Here is a 16,041-nt window from a genome sequence, read left to right on the forward strand (position 1 = left end):
GGCGATGAACGACCGAACCCTGGGAGCGCTGCTGTGCGGGGCCTTGGTCGGCGGCGCGGTGATGCTGCTGATCGTCGCGATCCGCGGTACCGAGCCGAAGGACGAGACGCCGTCGCTGTTCCGCCACCGCAGCGTCGAGGCCCGCAAGAACATGGTCCGGCTGGGCGCCGCCTTCGCGGTCGGCCTGCTCGTGCTGGTGGTGACCCGCTGGCTGGTGCTCGCCGTCGCCCTCGGCCTGCTCGCCGCGATGGCGGACCGCTTCTTCGGCGGCACCGGTGAGGAACGCCGGGCGATCGACCGCCTGGACGCACTGGCCACCTGGACCGAGGCGTTGCGCGACACGATCGCCGGCGCGGTCGGCCTGGAGCAGGCGATCCCGGCCACCGCGGTGAACGCGGCGCCCGCGATCAAGCCCAGCCTGAACCTGCTGGTCGACCGGTTGCGGATCCGCGAACCGTTGCCGTCGGCCCTGATGCGGTTCGCCGACGACCTGGACGACCCGTCGGCGGATCTGATCGTCGCGGCCCTGGTGCTGAACGCCCGCCTGCGTGGTCCCGGTCTGCGCGAGGTGCTCAGTGCGCTGGCCGACTCGGCCCGCGAGGAACTCGACGTACGCCGGAAGGTCGCGGCGGAACGTCGTTCGACGCGGCGCAGTGTCCAGGTGGTGGTCGCGATCACGCTGATCATGGCGGCCGGTCTGGTGTTGTTCAACTCGGCGTACATGGCGCCGTACACGAGCTTCGTCGGACAGGTCGTGCTGGCCGTGGTGATCGGGCTCTACGCGCTCGGGCTGCTGTGGCTGCGGCGGCTGGCGAAGATCGAGGTGCCGGACCGGTTCCTGATCGGCCTCGCCGACGAGCACCGGCTGCCGCGGTCGGGCGACGAGCGGATGGAGACGGTGAGCGGATGACCTGGGCCTTCATTACCGGCGGCATCGCCGGACTCGGTGTGTACTTCCTGGTCCGGATGTTCATCAAGCCGCGGGCCAACGTGCTGTCCACGATCGCGCGGATCGACGCGGGCCGCGGCGGCTACGTCGGCGGCGCCACCGCGAGCGCCGCCGGCGAACGGGTGCTGGGCGGTGTCGACCGCGCCCGGGAGACCCTGGGGCGCCGGCTCGAGGCGGAGGCGAACGCGCGTGGCTGGGCGTTCGGCAAGCTCCGCCGCGACCTCGCGGTGATGAACCGGCCGTTCGCCGCGATGCTCGCCACCAAGGCGTTCTTCGCGCTCGGCGCGATGGTCTTCATCCCGATCGTGCTGTTCCTGTTCTCCGCGATCGGCATCACGGCGCCCGGCGCGGCCCCGGCGATCGTCACGCTGGCGTTCATGGCGCTGGCGTTCTTCCTGCCCGACCTGGCGTTGCGCCAGGAGGCGGAGAAGCGGCGGCGGGACTTCCGGCACGTGGTCGGCAGCTTCCTGGACCTGGTCGCGATGAACCTCGCGGGCGGCCGCGGTCTGCCCGAGGCGCTGATGACGGCCTCGACGATCGGCGAGCACTGGGCGATGGCCCGGATCCGGCAGGCGCTGGCCAACGCCCGGCTGATCGGCATCACGCCGTGGGACGCGATGGCCCGGCTCGGCGAAGACCTCGGCGTCGAGGAACTGCGGGACCTGGCGTCGGCGCTCGCACTGGCCGGTGACGAAGGCGCGAAGATCCGTTCGTCGCTGCTCGCCCGGGCCGCGTCGCTGCGGCGCAAGGAACTGGCCGACGTGGAAGGCAAGGCGGGTGAGCGGTCGCAGTCGATGCTGGTCGCGCAGCTCGTGATGATCTCGGCGTTCTTCCTGTTCCTGGCCTTCCCGGCCGGTGTGGCGATCCTCGGAAGTTAGGCCGAACAGAGATGAGGGCAAGGGATCCGTCGGGCCGAGTCGCCCGTCGAACACGGCATACTGAGGCCTGCTTCGGCCTCACGATCTGGAAGGCATGTGGATGACCTCGGAGTTGATGTTCTGGCGGGCCATGGCCGGCTACGCGGTCGCGCGTGCGCAGGCCCAGCGGGCCCGCGCACGGCAGGGGAACACCGAGCTGGGCGCCTCCGCACTCGAGTGGGCGATCATCTCGGGGATCCTGGTCGTCGCCGCGCTCGCGATCGGCGTGGTGGTGAAGCGCGTGATCGCCAAGCACACCGCGGATATCGAGAAGGAATGACGGCAGAGCCATGCGGCTGGGGAGGAAACGAGCTCGGCGGAGACGGTCGGAGCGGGGTGTCAGCACACTCGAGCTGTCCATCCTGGCACCGGCGATCATCGCGCTGATCTTCGTGTCCATCCAGACCGCCTTGTGGCTGTACGGGCGTTCCGTCGCGCTGAACGCGGCGCAGGAGGGCGTGTCCAAGTTGCGGCTGGTGCAGCCGCTGGTCTACACCCCGGCGGTGGGGGAGAAGGTGCGGGCGGACGTCGAGTCCTACGCCCAGCAGCTCGGCGGTACGACGCTGCAGAACGCCAAGGTCCCGTTCCCGGCGTACAACGACCCGGAAGGCGTGGTCTCGTTCACGGTCACCGGCAAAACCGTTTCGCTGGTGCCCGGCCTGGAGCTGAAGGTGACCCGGACCGCCACCGGCCGCATCGAACAGTTCGAAGCCGACAAGTGAGCGAGCAGATGACACGCAGACCGTGGTCTCTCGGGCGGCACCGCCGTACCCGCGAGCGCGGCACGATGGCGCTGGAGATGGTGATCCTCGCGCCCGTGCTGCTGGCGCTGTTCATGTTCCTGCTGGCCTGCGGGCGGTACTTCCAGACGTCGTCGTTGCTGGAGAGCGCGGCCCGTGACGGCGCCCGCGGCGCCAGTCAGGCGCGGTCGCTGCAGGCTGCGCAGGCTCGCGTCGACGAGGCAGTGAACACGACGATGAGCCAGGCGGTGGCTTCCTGCAAGGAGTCGGCGGCGGGCTCGATCACCACCGGGTTCGTGGCCGGTTCGCCGTTGTCGGTCGAGGTCAGCTGCACGATCAACTACCGCGATCTCGGCCTGCTCGGTCTGGGCGGCGACACCAAGATCACCAAGCGGTTCACGTCCTCGCTCGATCCGTACCGGGGGGTGCGCGGTGACGGCTCCTGATCGGCCTGATCGGTCTTGGTCGCGGCTTGCCGAGTTCTTCCGGATCGATGCGCGACGCAACCATCGGCGGTTCGGCCGGGGCGCGCTCAGCCCAGCGGTCGCGATCCTCGCGGTGATGATCTTCACCCTGGCAGGCCTGGTGATCGACGGCGGCCGGCAGCTGGGCGCCCGGTCGCGTGCGATCGGCTACGCGCAGGAGGCCGCGCGCGTCGGCGCCGCGGCCATCCAGCTGAACGTCGCCGAGGCGAAGATCGACACCGCCAAGGCGGCGGCCGCCATCACGGAGTTCTGCGGTCAGGTGCGGTCGAACGACCCGGCGGTCACGGCGTGCGGGCCGACCACGCTGACCGACAAAGAGGTCGACATCAAGGTCGACATCGCCAACAAGACGACGTTCCTCGGCCTGATCGGCAAGCAGTCGCTGAAGGCCAGCGGCACCGGCCAGGCGCACGCCGAGCAGGGCGTCGAGAAGGCGGACGACAGCCCGACCATCCCGCCGATCGTCGTCAACCCGACGACCGACGGCCCCGGTGCGACGATCGACACCCCGCGCCCGCCGACCATCGATCTGCCGTGTCCGACCTGGACCGTCGGATCGCCGACCCCGATCTGGACCCTGTCGCCGTTCCCGTTCCCGGCCACCTGCTCCCCGAACGTGACGCCGACGCCGACCCCGCCCGAGACCCCGTCCGAGACCCCGCCGACCGGCGAACCGTCAGGCCCCACGAGCAGCTCGCCGCCGAGCGGGCGCTAGACACCGGAGGATTCTGTCCGTGCGTAGGTTTGCCCTCCCGGCCGTTGCAGTGGTTGGTGTCCTGCTGTTGAGTGCCTGCAGCAAGGACTCCAACGACGGCGGCCGCCCGGTCCCTGTCGGCGGCGACTCCGGTACGACGACGTCCAGCACACCGTCCACCGCACCGTCGTCGGAGCCGACCACGACCACCGGGCCGGCCACCACCGCGAAACCCACCGCACCAGCCGCACAACAGGTCATCGTCAAGCCAGGGAACTTCGCGTCCAACCCCGCCGTCCAAGGCCTCATGACCAGCTACCCGCTCTACTTCCAGGCCCTGGTGTCCAAAGACGACACAATCCTGAAGAAGCGGTTTCCGTCGTTCTTCTACGCCGACGTGTCGGAGGAGATCGTGGATGCCAAGCGCAACGGCTGGGTGATGAAGCCGCCGGGGAGTGTGGTCGTAGTCGGTGCGAAGGCCACGCCGGACGACACCGTCGCTGTGCAGATCTGCCGCTCGCAGAGGACGCAGTACTGGGACCCGAGGACCCGGAACTGGACTGTCGTCGCGCCCAAGGGGTCGCCCGAGGTGATCGAGATGATCCAGACCGGGGTCGGCTGGTTGCCGTACCGCATGGCGACCAGCAAGGGCGTGAACTGCTCAAACGTCCGCTACCCGGCCTAGACCGGAATGCCGGATTTCAGGTTGCGAAGAGGTGACGGGGCACTGAGCAACGGGCATGATGCCCCTGGTCGAAGTTAATCTGCGGGAAGACGAGTCTGGGGAGTGAGGATGCACAACAGAGTGGGCCGCGCACTGCTCGCCCTGAGCGCCGTACTCGCACTACTCATGGCCGGACCGGCCACGACGGCCGCCGCAGAGACCATCCAGACCGGCGCGTCCGTCTGCAGTATGTACGTCAACTCCACCGGCTTCGGCGCGTACTGCAGCAACGGCTCGGCCTACCTGGGACCTGACACCGGAGAGCCGCCGCCCACCTGGCGCCAGCGGCTGAACGGCCGGCCGTTCGTGCCGTGCCGTGATTTCGAGATCCCCAAGGGCATCCGGCTCCCGCAGGCGCCGGAGGGCAAGAAGTGGGTTCTCCGGGTCACGATCACCGACTACAACCTCGACACCTACGACGGCGGCGATGCGGCCCACCTGGAGCGCGCCTACGTGCCGGTGAGCCCGGCCGAGGAAGCGCAGTGCCCGTTCCCGCCGTACATGCAACCCTTCTGGCACGAATTCCGGAGCAGCTACCCGCCGCCTGCGCTGGTGGTCAAGCCGACCTTTACGCCCCGCGTCAACATTCCCGCCTACTTTTCACTGACCGCGGACAGCTCACGCGTGCTGGCGGACCGGTCGAACCCGGGGGCGTACAGCGGGTACATCGACCCGAGGCACAACCTGACGATGCGCGCGCTGGTCGTGGAGATGACCGTCGATCCCGGTGACGGGACCAAACCGTTCAAGTGCCTGATGGGCGTCACGCCGTTGGACGACCCGGACGGCTACGACGAGACGAAGGACCCCAACGACCAGCTCAACCCGTGCAAGCACATCTACAAGAGGTCGAGTGCGAGTCAGCCGGACGGCATGTACACCGTGAAGCTGACGATCACCTGGGAGGTCTCGTACTGGGTCGGTAAGGGCGAGGGCGGCTGGAACCCGATCGGTCAGGCGAACGTGACTGCCGTTCAGCGATTGCCGGTGCAGGAAGTTCAGGCCATTGGTGGCTGATGGTGGGGGTATGGAGGAGCGATGGTAAGGACGAATGAGCCTGCGCGGGCGGCTCGGTTGCCGCAGCGGGGTCAGGGGAGTCCGGGCGCGGACCGGCTGAAGGGCTTCGTCGCGCTGCTCGCGATCCTGGCGATCGTCGGCGGTGTGCCGTACGTGCTGCTGCGGTTCTTCGGTACGCCGTGGCCGGACAAGATGCCCACCAAGAGCATGCTGTTCAGCGAGCTGAGCGTCGAGACGGTGCTCGGCATCATCGCGTTCTTCATCTGGGTCGCCTGGCTGCACTTCGTCGTCTGCCTGATCGCGGAGGCGGTCGCGGAGATCCGCGGTCACGGTCTCTCGCCACGCGTTCCGCTCGGCGGCGGTTCCCAGGTCCTGGCCCGCCGGCTGATCGGCACGGTCGTGCTGATCGCCGCGGGCGCCGGTGTCAGCCTGCCGGTCGCGAGCGCGGTCACCACGAGCGGCCCGGCAGCCCCGACGTCCGTGAGCGTGCGGCACGGCAACGAGCAGTCCTCCACGTCGCAGTTCCGCCAGACCGAGGCAGCCAGCACGGTGCTCAGCGGCAGCCACGGGAAGACGAGCGTCGGCGTACGGACGAACCACGACCACAAGGGTCAGGTCGTGAAGTACACCGAGGTCCGTCCGCCGCAGGGCCGGAACTACGACTGCCTGTGGGACATCGCGGAGCGGTATCTCGGTGAGGGTCGCCGGTACAAGGAGATCTACGACCTCAACAAGAACAAGCTGCAGCCCGACGGCCGCCGGCTGACCAACCCGGACCTCATCCTGCCGGGCTGGCAGGTGCGGCTACCGGCCGACGCCAAGGGCCCGGGCGTGCACACGGTCCGGGTGAGCATCGGCGACCACACGACCACGAAGCCCACCACCAAGACCACGGTCAGCACGAAGACGACCCCGGCCAAGCCGAAGACCACGGTCGAGAACAAGACCGAGACGCGGACCACGCCCGAGTCGAAGCCGGTCGGTCCGGGCCGCTACTCGGAGCAGGGCATCGAGAAGCCTTCGTCGGTCGTCATCGGCAGCGCGAAGAACGACCCGGGCGCGAAGAACGTCAAACCGGGGCAGCCGAACGTCACCGTCGAGCCGCACGCTCCAGGCACGGGTCACGAGCACGGCGAGCCGGCCGGCGGCGGCACCCAGGTGCCGGAGGCGACTCCGGTCGCGGCCGACGACGGCGGCATCAGCCTGAAGGACGCCGGGATCTTCGGCTTCGGGGCGACGCTGCTCGCGGCCGGTCTGGCGCTGGCGCTGAAGCGGCGCCGCGGCTGGGCGCAGGGTCCTGGCCCGAAGGCTGCCGGTCACCGGCAGACCGAGATCGGGCTGCGGCTGGCGTCGGACGTTCCGACCGCGCAGTTCGTGGACAACTCGCTGCGCAAGCTGGGCGCCGACATGACGCAACTGCAGCGGCCGATGCCGAAGGTGGTCGCCGCGCTGGTGACCGACCGGTCGCTGACGCTGGTGCTCGACCCGTACGGCGTGCACCCCGAGCCGCCCGGTCCGTGGCAGGCGATTGCCGAGGGCACCCGGTGGACATTGCGCCGCGGGTACGGCCCGAGCGGTGAGGTCAACGCGCCGGCGCCGTACCCGACGCTGGTCACGGTCGGCCAGAACGCCGACGGTGCGACGGTGCTGATCGACCTCGACACCGCGAACGGGATCGTCGCGTTCGGCGGCGTGAACAACGCGTCCCGCGACGTGGTCGGTTCGCTCGCGGTCGAGCTGGCGACGAACCTGTGGTCCGAGGGCGCGCACATCAGCATGGTCGGATTCGGCGACGACCTGTCGTCGCTCGCGCCGACGCGGCTGAGCTACTGGATCCGTCTCGACGACGCGATGGCCGAGGTCGCCCGCCGTAGCGAGGCGCAGCTGCAGGCCTGCCAGCGGCGGAACGCCGGTTCGGTCGCCGAGGCCCGGATGACGCATCCGGACGCGGCGCTGTGGGGCTCGGAGATCATCTTCGTGTCCTCTCCGCCGTCGCCGGAGGAGCAGGACCAGCTGAACCGGCTGGCCGCCGACACCAAGCGCAGCATCTCGGTGGTCGTGGTCGGCGACGTGTTGAACTCGCCGTGGCGGTTCGTCGTGGACGAGAAGAACCAGGCCGTCTGCCGGCTGCTCGGTCTCGAGGTGGACGCCCACAGCGTCAACCCGGAGCAGTTCGCCGACCTGGTCGCGCTGTTCGACGCGGCCGAGTCGGACGCCCGCGACAAGCGCCGCTCCGAGCAGGACATGCCGGCGTACGAGTTCTCCGCCATGGACCTGAGCCAGCCGGCGCCGGTCGAGGTCGACCTGCTCGGCCCGGTCGAGGTGGACGCCCGCGGGGTCATCGACGACGGCCGGATCACGCTGTCGACGGAGATCATCGCGTTCCTGGCCAGCCAGGACTACGGCGTACACCCGAACGTCCTCGCCGGGGCGATCTGGCCGCGCGGCATCAGCGAGGAGCTGCGCGACGCGGCGCTGGAGCACACCCGGCGCTGGGTCGGTGTGGACGCCATGTACGCCGACGAGTCGGGTCGCTGGATGCTGAACCGCAGCGTCGTCCGGGTCGACTGGGACGTGTTCCGCACCCTCGCGAAGCAGGCGACGATGGTCGACGACCCGCGGGGTCCGCTGTCGACGGCGCTCAGCCTGGTGCACGGACCGGCCTGGTCGAACCTGCCCGGCGGCCGCTACTCGTGGCTCGCCGCGTCCGGGATCGAGCGCCGGATGGCGGAGGCCGTCGTCGACGCCGCGCTGCGGCTCGCCGAGGCGGCCCTCAGCCACAACGACGGCAATACGGCGCGTACGGCGCTCCAGACCGGCCTGAGCTTCTCTCCGGCCTCGGAGGAACTGTGGCGCGCCACCCTCCGCCTGGCTGCCCACTTCGGCACCACCGCGGACGTCACCAACGTGGCGGGCCAGATGTACGCCGCCCTCACCAAACACGGCGGCCCTCGCGGCCCCGAGGCCGAAACCGACGCCCTCGTCGACGAACTCCTCCCGGGCTACCACCGCCCCGCCCAGGTCGCCTGACCGCAACTCCACAACCCTCCAACTCAGGGGTCATCCCCCGAGTTGGAGGGTTGCCCATTGAAAATCTCAGGGGGCAACCCTCCAGGTGAGCGGGACAGGGCTCAGAGGGAGTTGGCGGACCAGGTGTCGCAGGCCGTCATGTCGCCTGAGTCCATGCCCTTCTGGAACCAGCGCATGCGTTGTTCGGCAGTGCCGTGGCTGAAGCTTTCGGGGGTGACCTGGCCCTGGGTCTTCGACTGGATGCGGTCGTCGCCGACCGAGGCGGCGGCGTCGAGGCCGCGGGCGATGTCGTCCTCGGTGAGCTCGGTGATGAGCGGTTGGCCGCTCGAGTTCGGGACCGTGGTCGCGTGGTTGGTCCAGATCCCGGCGAGACAGTCCGCCTGGAGCTCGGAGCGGACCGAGTCGGACGCCGGGCCGTTGCGGGTCTTGATCCGGTCGAGGATGCCGTACAGGTTCTGGATGTGGTGGCCGTACTCGTGCGCCACGACGTACGCCTCGGCGAACTCGCCGCCGCGGGCGCCCAGGTCGTTCTGCAGGGTCTCGAAGAACCCGATGTCCAGGTACACCCGCTTGTCCGGCGGGCAGTAGAACGGGCCGACCGCACTGGTCGCCGGGCCGCAGCCGGTGTTCACCGAGCCTTCGAAGACCCGCAGCGGCGCGCGGGTGTACTTCTTGCCGCGCCGGGGGAGCTCCGCGGCCCAGAAGCTCTCGATCGAGTTCTGGTAGAACACGAACCGGCAGTTCGAGTTCGACTGCAGGTCGGTGCCCTTCTTGCAGGAGCCCAGGTTGCCGGCCGCCGTGTTCTGAGTCACCGGTTCGTCGCTGCCACCTCCGCCTGGCAGGCCGCCGGTCAGCAGCAGGATCACGACGAGCAGAATGATGCCGCCGATGCCGCCGCCGACCGGGATCATCCCGCCGGGGAGGCCACCGCTGCGTCCGCCACCACTACCGCGGGTGTCCTCGACGCCGCTGGTGTCGAGATCCGCATCCGGATTGAATTTCACGGCACCTACACTAGTCCTGAGCGCGGGGGATTTCGGCGTGCCGTGACACCGCGATCACACAGCCATGGCACTGGCATGCCGCCCAGAGCTCAGCCCGTATCCCAGCGTAAGGACGCCTGCGACCCCCGATGATCACTGTTTCCAATCTCGAGGTTCGCGTCGGTGCCCGTCAGCTGCTCGCGCCCGCCTCGTTCCGGGTCGGCCCCGGCGACAAGGTCGGGCTGGTCGGCCGCAACGGCGCCGGCAAGACGACGCTGACCAAGATCCTCGCCGGTGAAGGGCTGCCCGCGAGCGGTTCCGTGACGTCCTCGGGCGAGATCGGCTACCTGCCGCAGGACCCGCGCACCGGCGATCTCGACGTACTGGCCCGGGACCGGATCCTGTCCGCGCGCGGCCTGGACGACGTCGTACGGCGGTTGCGCTCCGCCGAGAAGTCGATGGCGAGTGCGGACGAGAAGACCCGCGCCAAGGGCATGCGGCGGTACGAGCGGGCCGAGGCGGACCTGCACGCCGCCGGTGGGTACGCCGCCGAGGCCGAGGCGGCCCGGATCGCGGCCAACCTCGGTCTCCCGGACCGCGTCCTCGGCCAGCCGCTGTCGACCCTGTCCGGTGGTCAGCGCCGCCGGGTCGAGCTGGCCCGGATCCTGTTCGCGCAGGCCGAGACGCTGCTCCTCGACGAGCCGACCAACCACCTGGACGCCGACTCGATCATCTGGCTGCGCGACTTCCTCAAGTCGTACGCCGGTGGCGTGATCATGATCAGCCACGACGTGAACCTGTTGCAGGACACCGTCACCCGGGTCTTCCACCTGGACGCGAACCGGGCCGAGATCGACGTGTACAACGTCGGCTGGAAGGCGTACCTGCTCCAGCGGGAGACCGACGAGCGGCGCCGCAAGCGCGAGCGGGCGAACGCGGAGAAGAAGGCGACCCAGCTGGTCGACCAGGCGAACAAGATGCGCGCCAAGGCGACCAAGGCGGCCGCGGCCCAGCAGATGCTGCGCCGGGCCGAGCGGCTGATGTCCTCGCTCGAGGACGAGCGCAAGCAGGATCGCGTCGCGAAGATCGCCTTCCCGACGCCGGCGCCGTGCGGCAAGACGCCGCTGATGGCGCGGGAACTGTCGAAGTCGTACGGCTCGCTGGAGATCTTCACCGACGTCGACCTGGCGATCGACAAGGGCTCGCGGGTCGTCGTCCTCGGCCTGAACGGCGCCGGCAAGACCACGCTGCTGCGGATCCTCGGCGGGATCGAGAAGGCGGACACCGGCGAGGTGATCGACGGCCACGGCCTCAAGCTCGGGTACTACGCCCAGGAGCACGAGACCCTGGACGTGAACAGGACGGTCCTGGAGAACATGAAGACCGCCGCCCCGGACCTGAACGAGACGCAGGCGCGCAGCGTGCTCGGCTCGTTCCTGTTCACCGGCGACGACGCGGACAAGCCCGCCAAGGTGCTGTCCGGCGGCGAGAAGACCCGTCTCGCCCTCGCCACGCTGGTCGTGTCGGCGGCGAACGTCCTGCTCCTCGACGAGCCGACCAACAACCTGGACCCGGCGTCCCGCGCCGAGGTGCTGAACGCGATCCGGTCGTACACGGGCGCGATCGTCCTGGTCACCCACGACGAGGGCGCCGTCGAGGCCCTCGAACCCGAGCGTGTCGTCCTGCTGCCCGACGGCGTCGAGGACCTCTGGACCAACGAGTACGCCGACCTGATCTCGCTCGCCTGATTACTTCCGAGTAATATCCGGGCCATGACGGATCTCGGACTGCGGTTGACGGTGGACGGACCGGTCGCGCGTGTGGTGCTCGACCGTCCGGAGGTGCGCAACGCCCAGACGCCCGCGATGTGGAGTGCACTGGCCGATTTCGGTACGGCGCTGCCGTCCGACGTCCGCGTGGTGGTCGTGTCGGGGGAGGGGCCGTCGTTCTCGGCCGGTCTGGACCGCCGGCTGATCATGGGCGAGAACGATCTGGGCGAAGAGCCGCTGCTGAGCCTCGGCGCCAAGCCGACCGACGAGGTCCTGGAGCTGATCGCGAAGTTCCAGACCGGGTTCTCCTGGCTGCGGCGGCCCGAGATCGTCAGCATCGCCGCGGTGCAGGGCCATGCGGTCGGCGCCGGTTTCCAGCTCGCCTTGGCCTGTGACCTGCGGGTCGTCACGCCCGACGCCCGCTTCAGTATGCGCGAGCCGTCACTCGGGCTGGTCCCGGACCTCGGCGGTACGAAACCGCTCGTCGAGCTGGTCGGGTACTCGCGGGCGCTGGAGATCTGCGCGACGAGCCGCTGGGTCGAGGCCGCGGAGGCGAAGGAGCTCGGCCTCGCGAACATCGTCGTACCGGCGGACGAACTGGAGGCGACGGTCAAGGACCTGGCCGACGCGTTGCTCGGCCCGCTGCCCGGCGCGATCCGCGAGACCAAGGCGTTGCTCCTCGGTGCCGCGGACCGCACGTACGACGACCAGCTCAGGGCCGAGCGTGAGGCCCAGGAACGCCGGTTGAAGGAGCTCCTGGCCGCGCTTTCCTAGGGCCAGTTGCTGATCACCACGTCGTTCGGGGACGGGTCGCCCTTACCGGTCTCGACGTACTTCTTGAGGCTGAGCAGGAAGCTGGCCCACTTGGTGCTGCAGTGGTGCATGAACTCGACCGGCTCCTTCCAGCCCTCGTGCTTGAAGAGCACGATCGCCCACTCGTCGGTCTGCGAGAGGTCGAAGCGGATGTGGGTGCCGATCCACTCCGGTGGACCGTCGACGACCTCCCAGCGGACGAGCTCGCCGGGCTTCGTCTCCAGGACCTTCATGTCGAAGCCCTCGCCGCCCGCGGCCGCGAAGCGGAAGTGGATCACACCGTCGGGGTCGCCGGTCGTGTCCTCTGTCCACCAGCCGGCCAGACCGTCGATCGTGGTGAGTGCGGCGTAGACGTCCGTCGGGGATGCAAGGATGCCAACGCGGTGCAGGATGTCGCTCATGGAAGTTTCCTCTCGTGTTTTTCGATCGCCTCGGCGATGCGGGCGATGCGTTGCAGCCGCCGGTCCCAGGCGCTGGTGACGTCGGTCAGCTGGTTGATCGCGTGGGCGAGGCGGTCCTCGTCCACGGTGTAGCGGCGTTCCCGTCCGGACGGCGTGGAGTGCACCAGCCCGGCCCGGTCGAGTACGCCGAGGTGCTTCGCGACCGCCTGCCGGGTGACGGGCAGTTGGTCGCTGAGACTGGTCGCGGTACCGCCACCGCTCACGAGCAGCAGGTCGAGCATCCGCCGCCGGGTCGGGTCACCGATCGCCGACCAGAGCTCGTCGTCGATCACGGCCGCTGCGCCTGCCGCTCGGCGTACGGCGCGAGCCGGGGGAGGAAGTAGTCCCACCCGGTGGTGTGGTCCTCGAGCATCTCGTCCGGCTTGGAAGCCTCGTCGTACCCGGTCTCGGCGAACCGGAGCAGCGTGGCGCCGCCGGCCGGGATCAGGTCGAAGGTGACCAGGAGCGAGTTCTCCGGCGTGACAGGCTCGTCGTCGTACGCCCAGCGGAAGGAGAAGCGCCGCGGCGGGTCGGCCTCCACCACGGTCAGCGGCACGACCTTGGTCTCGTCCGTACGCCGGAACGTGACGGTGCCGGTCGCGCCGGCGGCCGGGTCGAGGTCGGCGTCGTCGGGCCACCACTCGCGCAGGTGCTCCGGCGAGCTGATCACCTCGTAGACCACCTCTGGGCTGGCCTCCACCCGGATCTCCCGCTCGATGCTCCTGGTCATTGCTTCCGTCCTTTCGCAACCTTTGGTTGCATGTGACTCTAGACCAGGTCGCGCCGATGTGCAACCAAAAGTTGCGGGAAGCGCGGAGTGACTCCGGGTGTTATGAAGGTTCACCACAGAAAGGGAGCCGGATGTCGGGAATGATGCGCCCAGGGATGGGCGCGATGGGCTGGCGGCGCCAGGACTCGTCGGTCCTCGAGCAGAAGCTCGCCAAGGGCACGCTGCGGCGGATCGTCCGGTTCGCGAGGCCGTTCCGCTGGCACATCACGGCGTTCCTGCTGCTGGTGATCGTCTCGGCGGTGCTGGTGATCGCGTCGCCGCTGCTGTTCAAGAAGATCGTCGACGACGGGATCTCGAAGGGGAACGCCGGCCTGGTGACCGCGCTGGCCCTGGTGGTCGCGTTGCTCGCTGTCGTGGAGGCGGCGCTCGGCCTGGTGCAGCGCTGGTTCTCGGCGCGGATCGGTGAAGGGCTGATCTTCGACCTGCGCACGAAGGTGTTCGCGCATGTGCAGCGGATGCCGGTCGCGTTCTTCACCCGGACGCAGACGGGTGCGCTGGTCTCGCGGCTCAACAACGACGTGATCGGCGCCCAGCAGGCCTTCACCTCGACGCTGTCCGGCGTCGTCTCGAACGTCATCAGCCTGATCCTGGTCGTCGGCGCGATGCTCGCGCTGAGCTGGCAGCTGACCGTGGTGGCGATCCTGATGCTGCCGATCTTCCTGATCCCCGCGCGGGTCCTCGGCCGCCGCCTGGCCGCGATGACGCGGGAGCAGATGAACCTGAACGCCGAGATGTCCACCTCGATGACCGAGCGCTTCAGCGTCGGCGGCGCGCTCCTGGTCACGCTGTTCGGCCAGCCGCACCTCGAGAACGCCGACTTCGGCGAGCGGGCCGGGCGGGTCCGCGACCTGGGCATCCGGATCGCGATGCTCGGCCGCGTGTTCTTCACCGCGCTGACCTTGGTCGCCGCGCTGGCGACAGCCTTGGTGTACGGCGTGGGCGGCAACCTGGCCGTCCGCGAGACGTTGACCATTGGCACGCTGCTCGCACTCGTCGCCCTGCTCGGCCGGCTGTACGGTCCGCTGACCGCACTATCCAACGTCCGCGTCGACGTGATGACCGCGCTGGTGTCGTTCGAGCGGGTCTTCGAGGTGCTCGACCTCGAACCGATGATCCAGGACGCCCCGGACGCGAAGGATCTGCCGGCCGGCGCGGCGAGTGTCGAGTTCGACCATGTGGCGTTCGCGTACCCGACGGCCGAGCAGGTCTCGCTGGCCAGCCTCGAGTCCGTCGCGGTCCTGGACAAGCGCGTCTCGGCGCAGGTGCTGGAGGACGTGAGTTTCGTCGTACAGCCCGGGCAGATGGTCGCGCTGGTCGGCCCGTCCGGAGCCGGCAAGACGACCATCACCAACCTGGTCGCCCGGCTGTACGACGTGAGCGGGGGAGCGGTGCGCGTCGGCGGTCAGGACGTGCGCGACGTGACCCTGCAGTCCCTGCACGACACGATCGGCTACGTCACGCAGGACGCGCACATGTTCCACGACACGATCCGCGCCAACCTCGGGTACGCGAAGCCCGACGCGACCGAGGACGAGATGGTCGCCGCGCTGCGGGCCGCGCAGATCTGGGAGCTGGTGTCGGCGCTGCCGGACGGTCTGGACACCGTGGTCGGCGATCGCGGTCACCGGCTGTCCGGTGGTGAGCGGCAACGACTCGCAATCGCCCGGTTGTTGCTGAAGGCCCCGAAGATCGTCGTACTGGACGAGGCGACCGCGCACCTCGACTCGGAGTCCGAGGTCGCCGTTCAGCGGGCGCTGGACACCGCCCTGGAAGGCCGTACGTCGCTGGTGATCGCGCACCGGCTGTCGACGGTGCGGAACGCGGACCTGATCCTGGTGGTTGACCACGGCAACATCGTCGAGCGCGGCACGCACGAGCAGCTGCTCGCGGCCGGCGGCGAGTACGCTGATCTGTATCACACGCAGTTCAACGAGTCCGGTACCGCGGCAGGTGTCTGATGATCAAACTGGGTCTCGTCCTCGCAGCCGGGTACGCCGGCTTCAAAGTCGCATACCACTCCGAGGATGGCCGCCACTACGGCCGAACCGGTGAGCGCGCAATCCGCACGACGCTGTCGCTACTCATCGCCAGCCTGGCCGGCGGCGTCACATACGCGGCTCTCCTCCAGCACTAAGCCGTGCGGAGGCCGACCGAGTCGTGCCGCCAGAAGGCCTCCGCATAGACCAGGGTGCCGGTCATCCATGGTTCATGCGCCGGGAACCTGATGACCTGGAAGGCACCGTCCGGGATACGCAGGGACGGCTTTCGGAAACCTAGGCCGCCGGCGGGCTCGAAGCCTAGCCGCGAGTAGAAGCCCGGATCGCCCTCCAGAAAGACCAGCGGAACCTTCCGCTCGGCGAGGACCTCCAAACCACGCCGGACCAGGGCCGAGCCGATGCCGCGCCGATGGAACTCGGGCAGCACGCCCAAGGGACTGAGGACCTGGACATCGACCAGCCGGCGCTCCGCATCGAGAAGACTGCGGGTGAACATAACGTTGCCGACCACCTGCCCGTCGTGCTCGGCGACCAGTGAGAGGCCGCCCTCAGAGGTGATCGTGTCCCGCAGGGTGTCGGCCAGGTCAGCCACCACAGGCCCGTGATCACCGAACGCCTGCAGGTGAACATCCCGCACGGCCTGTCGGTCGCTCCGACGTTCTTCGCGAAGATCCATGCCCGGAGGGTAGAGCG

18 protein-coding genes are annotated in these 16,041 nt (G+C 69.2%); 13 read left to right on the plus strand and 5 right to left on the minus strand.

Annotated elements, in window-relative coordinates; all coding sequences use genetic code 11:
* Positions 1 to 4: 4 nt before the first annotated feature.
* From EV647_RS31920 to EV647_RS31960, 9 genes are all read left to right on the plus strand, one after another.
* Positions 5 to 910, plus strand: coding sequence for a type II secretion system F family protein (locus EV647_RS31920; RefSeq protein ID WP_134009603.1), 906 nt, complete (start codon positions 5 to 7; stop codon positions 908 to 910).
* Positions 907 to 1,827 carry a type II secretion system F family protein gene (locus EV647_RS31925; protein WP_134009605.1) on the plus strand — a complete coding sequence of 307 codons (921 nt, stop codon included), beginning with the start codon at positions 907 to 909 and terminating at the stop codon, positions 1,825 to 1,827. Before EV647_RS31920 ends, EV647_RS31925 begins: the two co-directional genes overlap by 4 nt.
* Before the next feature lie 100 nt (positions 1,828 to 1,927).
* A complete protein-coding gene (locus EV647_RS31930) occupies positions 1,928 to 2,146 on the plus strand; it encodes a hypothetical protein (protein WP_134009607.1) in 219 nt (72 codons plus the stop codon).
* Positions 2,147 to 2,156: 10 nt separating this feature from the next.
* Positions 2,157 to 2,588 (plus strand): TadE family protein, encoded by a 432-nt coding sequence (locus EV647_RS31935; RefSeq protein ID WP_134009609.1) that lies wholly within the window; start codon positions 2,157 to 2,159, stop codon positions 2,586 to 2,588.
* A gap of 8 nt (positions 2,589 to 2,596) precedes the next feature.
* Positions 2,597 to 3,052 carry a TadE/TadG family type IV pilus assembly protein gene (locus EV647_RS31940; RefSeq protein WP_134009611.1) on the plus strand — a complete coding sequence of 152 codons (456 nt, stop codon included), beginning with the start codon at positions 2,597 to 2,599 and terminating at the stop codon, positions 3,050 to 3,052.
* Positions 3,039 to 3,806: a TadE/TadG family type IV pilus assembly protein gene (locus EV647_RS31945; RefSeq protein ID WP_202876371.1), complete on the plus strand. Its 768-nt coding sequence runs from the start codon at positions 3,039 to 3,041 to the stop codon at positions 3,804 to 3,806. Before EV647_RS31940 ends, EV647_RS31945 begins: the two co-directional genes overlap by 14 nt.
* A 19-nt stretch (positions 3,807 to 3,825) precedes the next feature.
* Positions 3,826 to 4,470 (plus strand): hypothetical protein, encoded by a 645-nt coding sequence (locus EV647_RS31950; RefSeq protein WP_238177494.1) that lies wholly within the window; start codon positions 3,826 to 3,828, stop codon positions 4,468 to 4,470.
* A gap of 108 nt (positions 4,471 to 4,578) precedes the next feature.
* Positions 4,579 to 5,526: a hypothetical protein gene (locus tag EV647_RS31955; protein ID WP_134009613.1), complete on the plus strand. Its 948-nt coding sequence runs from the start codon at positions 4,579 to 4,581 to the stop codon at positions 5,524 to 5,526.
* Positions 5,527 to 5,547: 21 nt separating this feature from the next.
* Entirely contained in the window at positions 5,548 to 8,556 is a 3,009-nt protein-coding gene (locus EV647_RS31960) for a hypothetical protein (protein ID WP_134009615.1), read from the plus strand.
* Between the two features lie 101 nt (positions 8,557 to 8,657).
* On the opposite strand, the gene EV647_RS31965 is transcribed toward EV647_RS31960, so the two are convergent.
* On the minus strand, positions 8,658 to 9,560 hold the full coding sequence (locus tag EV647_RS31965) for a neutral zinc metallopeptidase (RefSeq protein WP_134009617.1): 903 nt from the start codon (positions 9,558 to 9,560) through the stop codon (positions 8,658 to 8,660).
* A 128-nt stretch (positions 9,561 to 9,688) separates the two neighbouring features.
* Here EV647_RS31965 and abc-f point away from each other — a divergent pair, with 128 nt between their 5' ends.
* Positions 9,689 to 11,287 (plus strand): ribosomal protection-like ABC-F family protein, encoded by a 1,599-nt coding sequence (abc-f, locus tag EV647_RS31970; protein ID WP_134009618.1) that lies wholly within the window; start codon positions 9,689 to 9,691, stop codon positions 11,285 to 11,287.
* Between the two features lie 24 nt (positions 11,288 to 11,311).
* Positions 11,312 to 12,082, plus strand: coding sequence for an enoyl-CoA hydratase/isomerase family protein (locus tag EV647_RS31975; protein WP_134009619.1), 771 nt, complete (start codon positions 11,312 to 11,314; stop codon positions 12,080 to 12,082).
* Here the strand turns inward: EV647_RS31975 and EV647_RS31980 are convergent.
* Genes EV647_RS31980 through EV647_RS31990 form a run of 3 tightly spaced genes read right to left on the minus strand, consistent with a single transcriptional unit; the run spans position 12,079 to position 13,291 of the window.
* Positions 12,079 to 12,522 carry an SRPBCC domain-containing protein gene (locus EV647_RS31980; protein WP_134009620.1) on the minus strand — a complete coding sequence of 148 codons (444 nt, stop codon included), beginning with the start codon at positions 12,520 to 12,522 and terminating at the stop codon, positions 12,079 to 12,081. The two genes, EV647_RS31975 and EV647_RS31980, sit on opposite strands and share 4 nt — an antisense overlap.
* Positions 12,519 to 12,854, minus strand: coding sequence for a metalloregulator ArsR/SmtB family transcription factor (locus EV647_RS31985; protein WP_238177495.1), 336 nt, complete (start codon positions 12,852 to 12,854; stop codon positions 12,519 to 12,521). The genes EV647_RS31980 and EV647_RS31985 overlap by 4 nt, the downstream gene beginning before the upstream one ends.
* The gene (locus EV647_RS31990; RefSeq protein WP_134009621.1) at positions 12,851 to 13,291 is read right to left on the minus strand and encodes an SRPBCC domain-containing protein; all 441 of its coding nucleotides are present in this window, start codon (positions 13,289 to 13,291) and stop codon (positions 12,851 to 12,853) included. Before EV647_RS31990 ends, EV647_RS31985 begins: the two co-directional genes overlap by 4 nt.
* A 131-nt stretch (positions 13,292 to 13,422) precedes the next feature.
* On the opposite strand from EV647_RS31990, the gene EV647_RS31995 reads away from it, so the two are divergent.
* Together EV647_RS31995 and EV647_RS42245 are read left to right on the plus strand one after the other, a co-directional pair.
* Complete coding sequence (locus EV647_RS31995) at positions 13,423 to 15,309, plus strand: ABC transporter ATP-binding protein (RefSeq protein ID WP_202870809.1); 1,887 nt, start codon at positions 13,423 to 13,425, stop codon at positions 15,307 to 15,309.
* Positions 15,309 to 15,485, plus strand: a complete 177-nt coding sequence (locus EV647_RS42245) for a hypothetical protein (RefSeq protein ID WP_166679771.1) — start codon at positions 15,309 to 15,311, stop codon at positions 15,483 to 15,485. The genes EV647_RS31995 and EV647_RS42245 overlap by 1 nt, the downstream gene beginning before the upstream one ends.
* Here EV647_RS42245 and EV647_RS32000 read toward each other — a convergent pair.
* The gene (locus EV647_RS32000) at positions 15,482 to 16,024 is read right to left on the minus strand and encodes a GNAT family N-acetyltransferase (protein WP_134009623.1); all 543 of its coding nucleotides are present in this window, start codon (positions 16,022 to 16,024) and stop codon (positions 15,482 to 15,484) included. The two genes, EV647_RS42245 and EV647_RS32000, sit on opposite strands and share 4 nt — an antisense overlap.
* Positions 16,025 to 16,041 lie beyond the last annotated feature (17 nt).

Source organism: Kribbella sp. VKM Ac-2566 (assembly GCF_004366005.1).
In the GTDB taxonomy this organism is placed as follows: Bacteria; Actinomycetota; Actinomycetes; order Propionibacteriales; family Kribbellaceae; genus Kribbella; species Kribbella pratensis.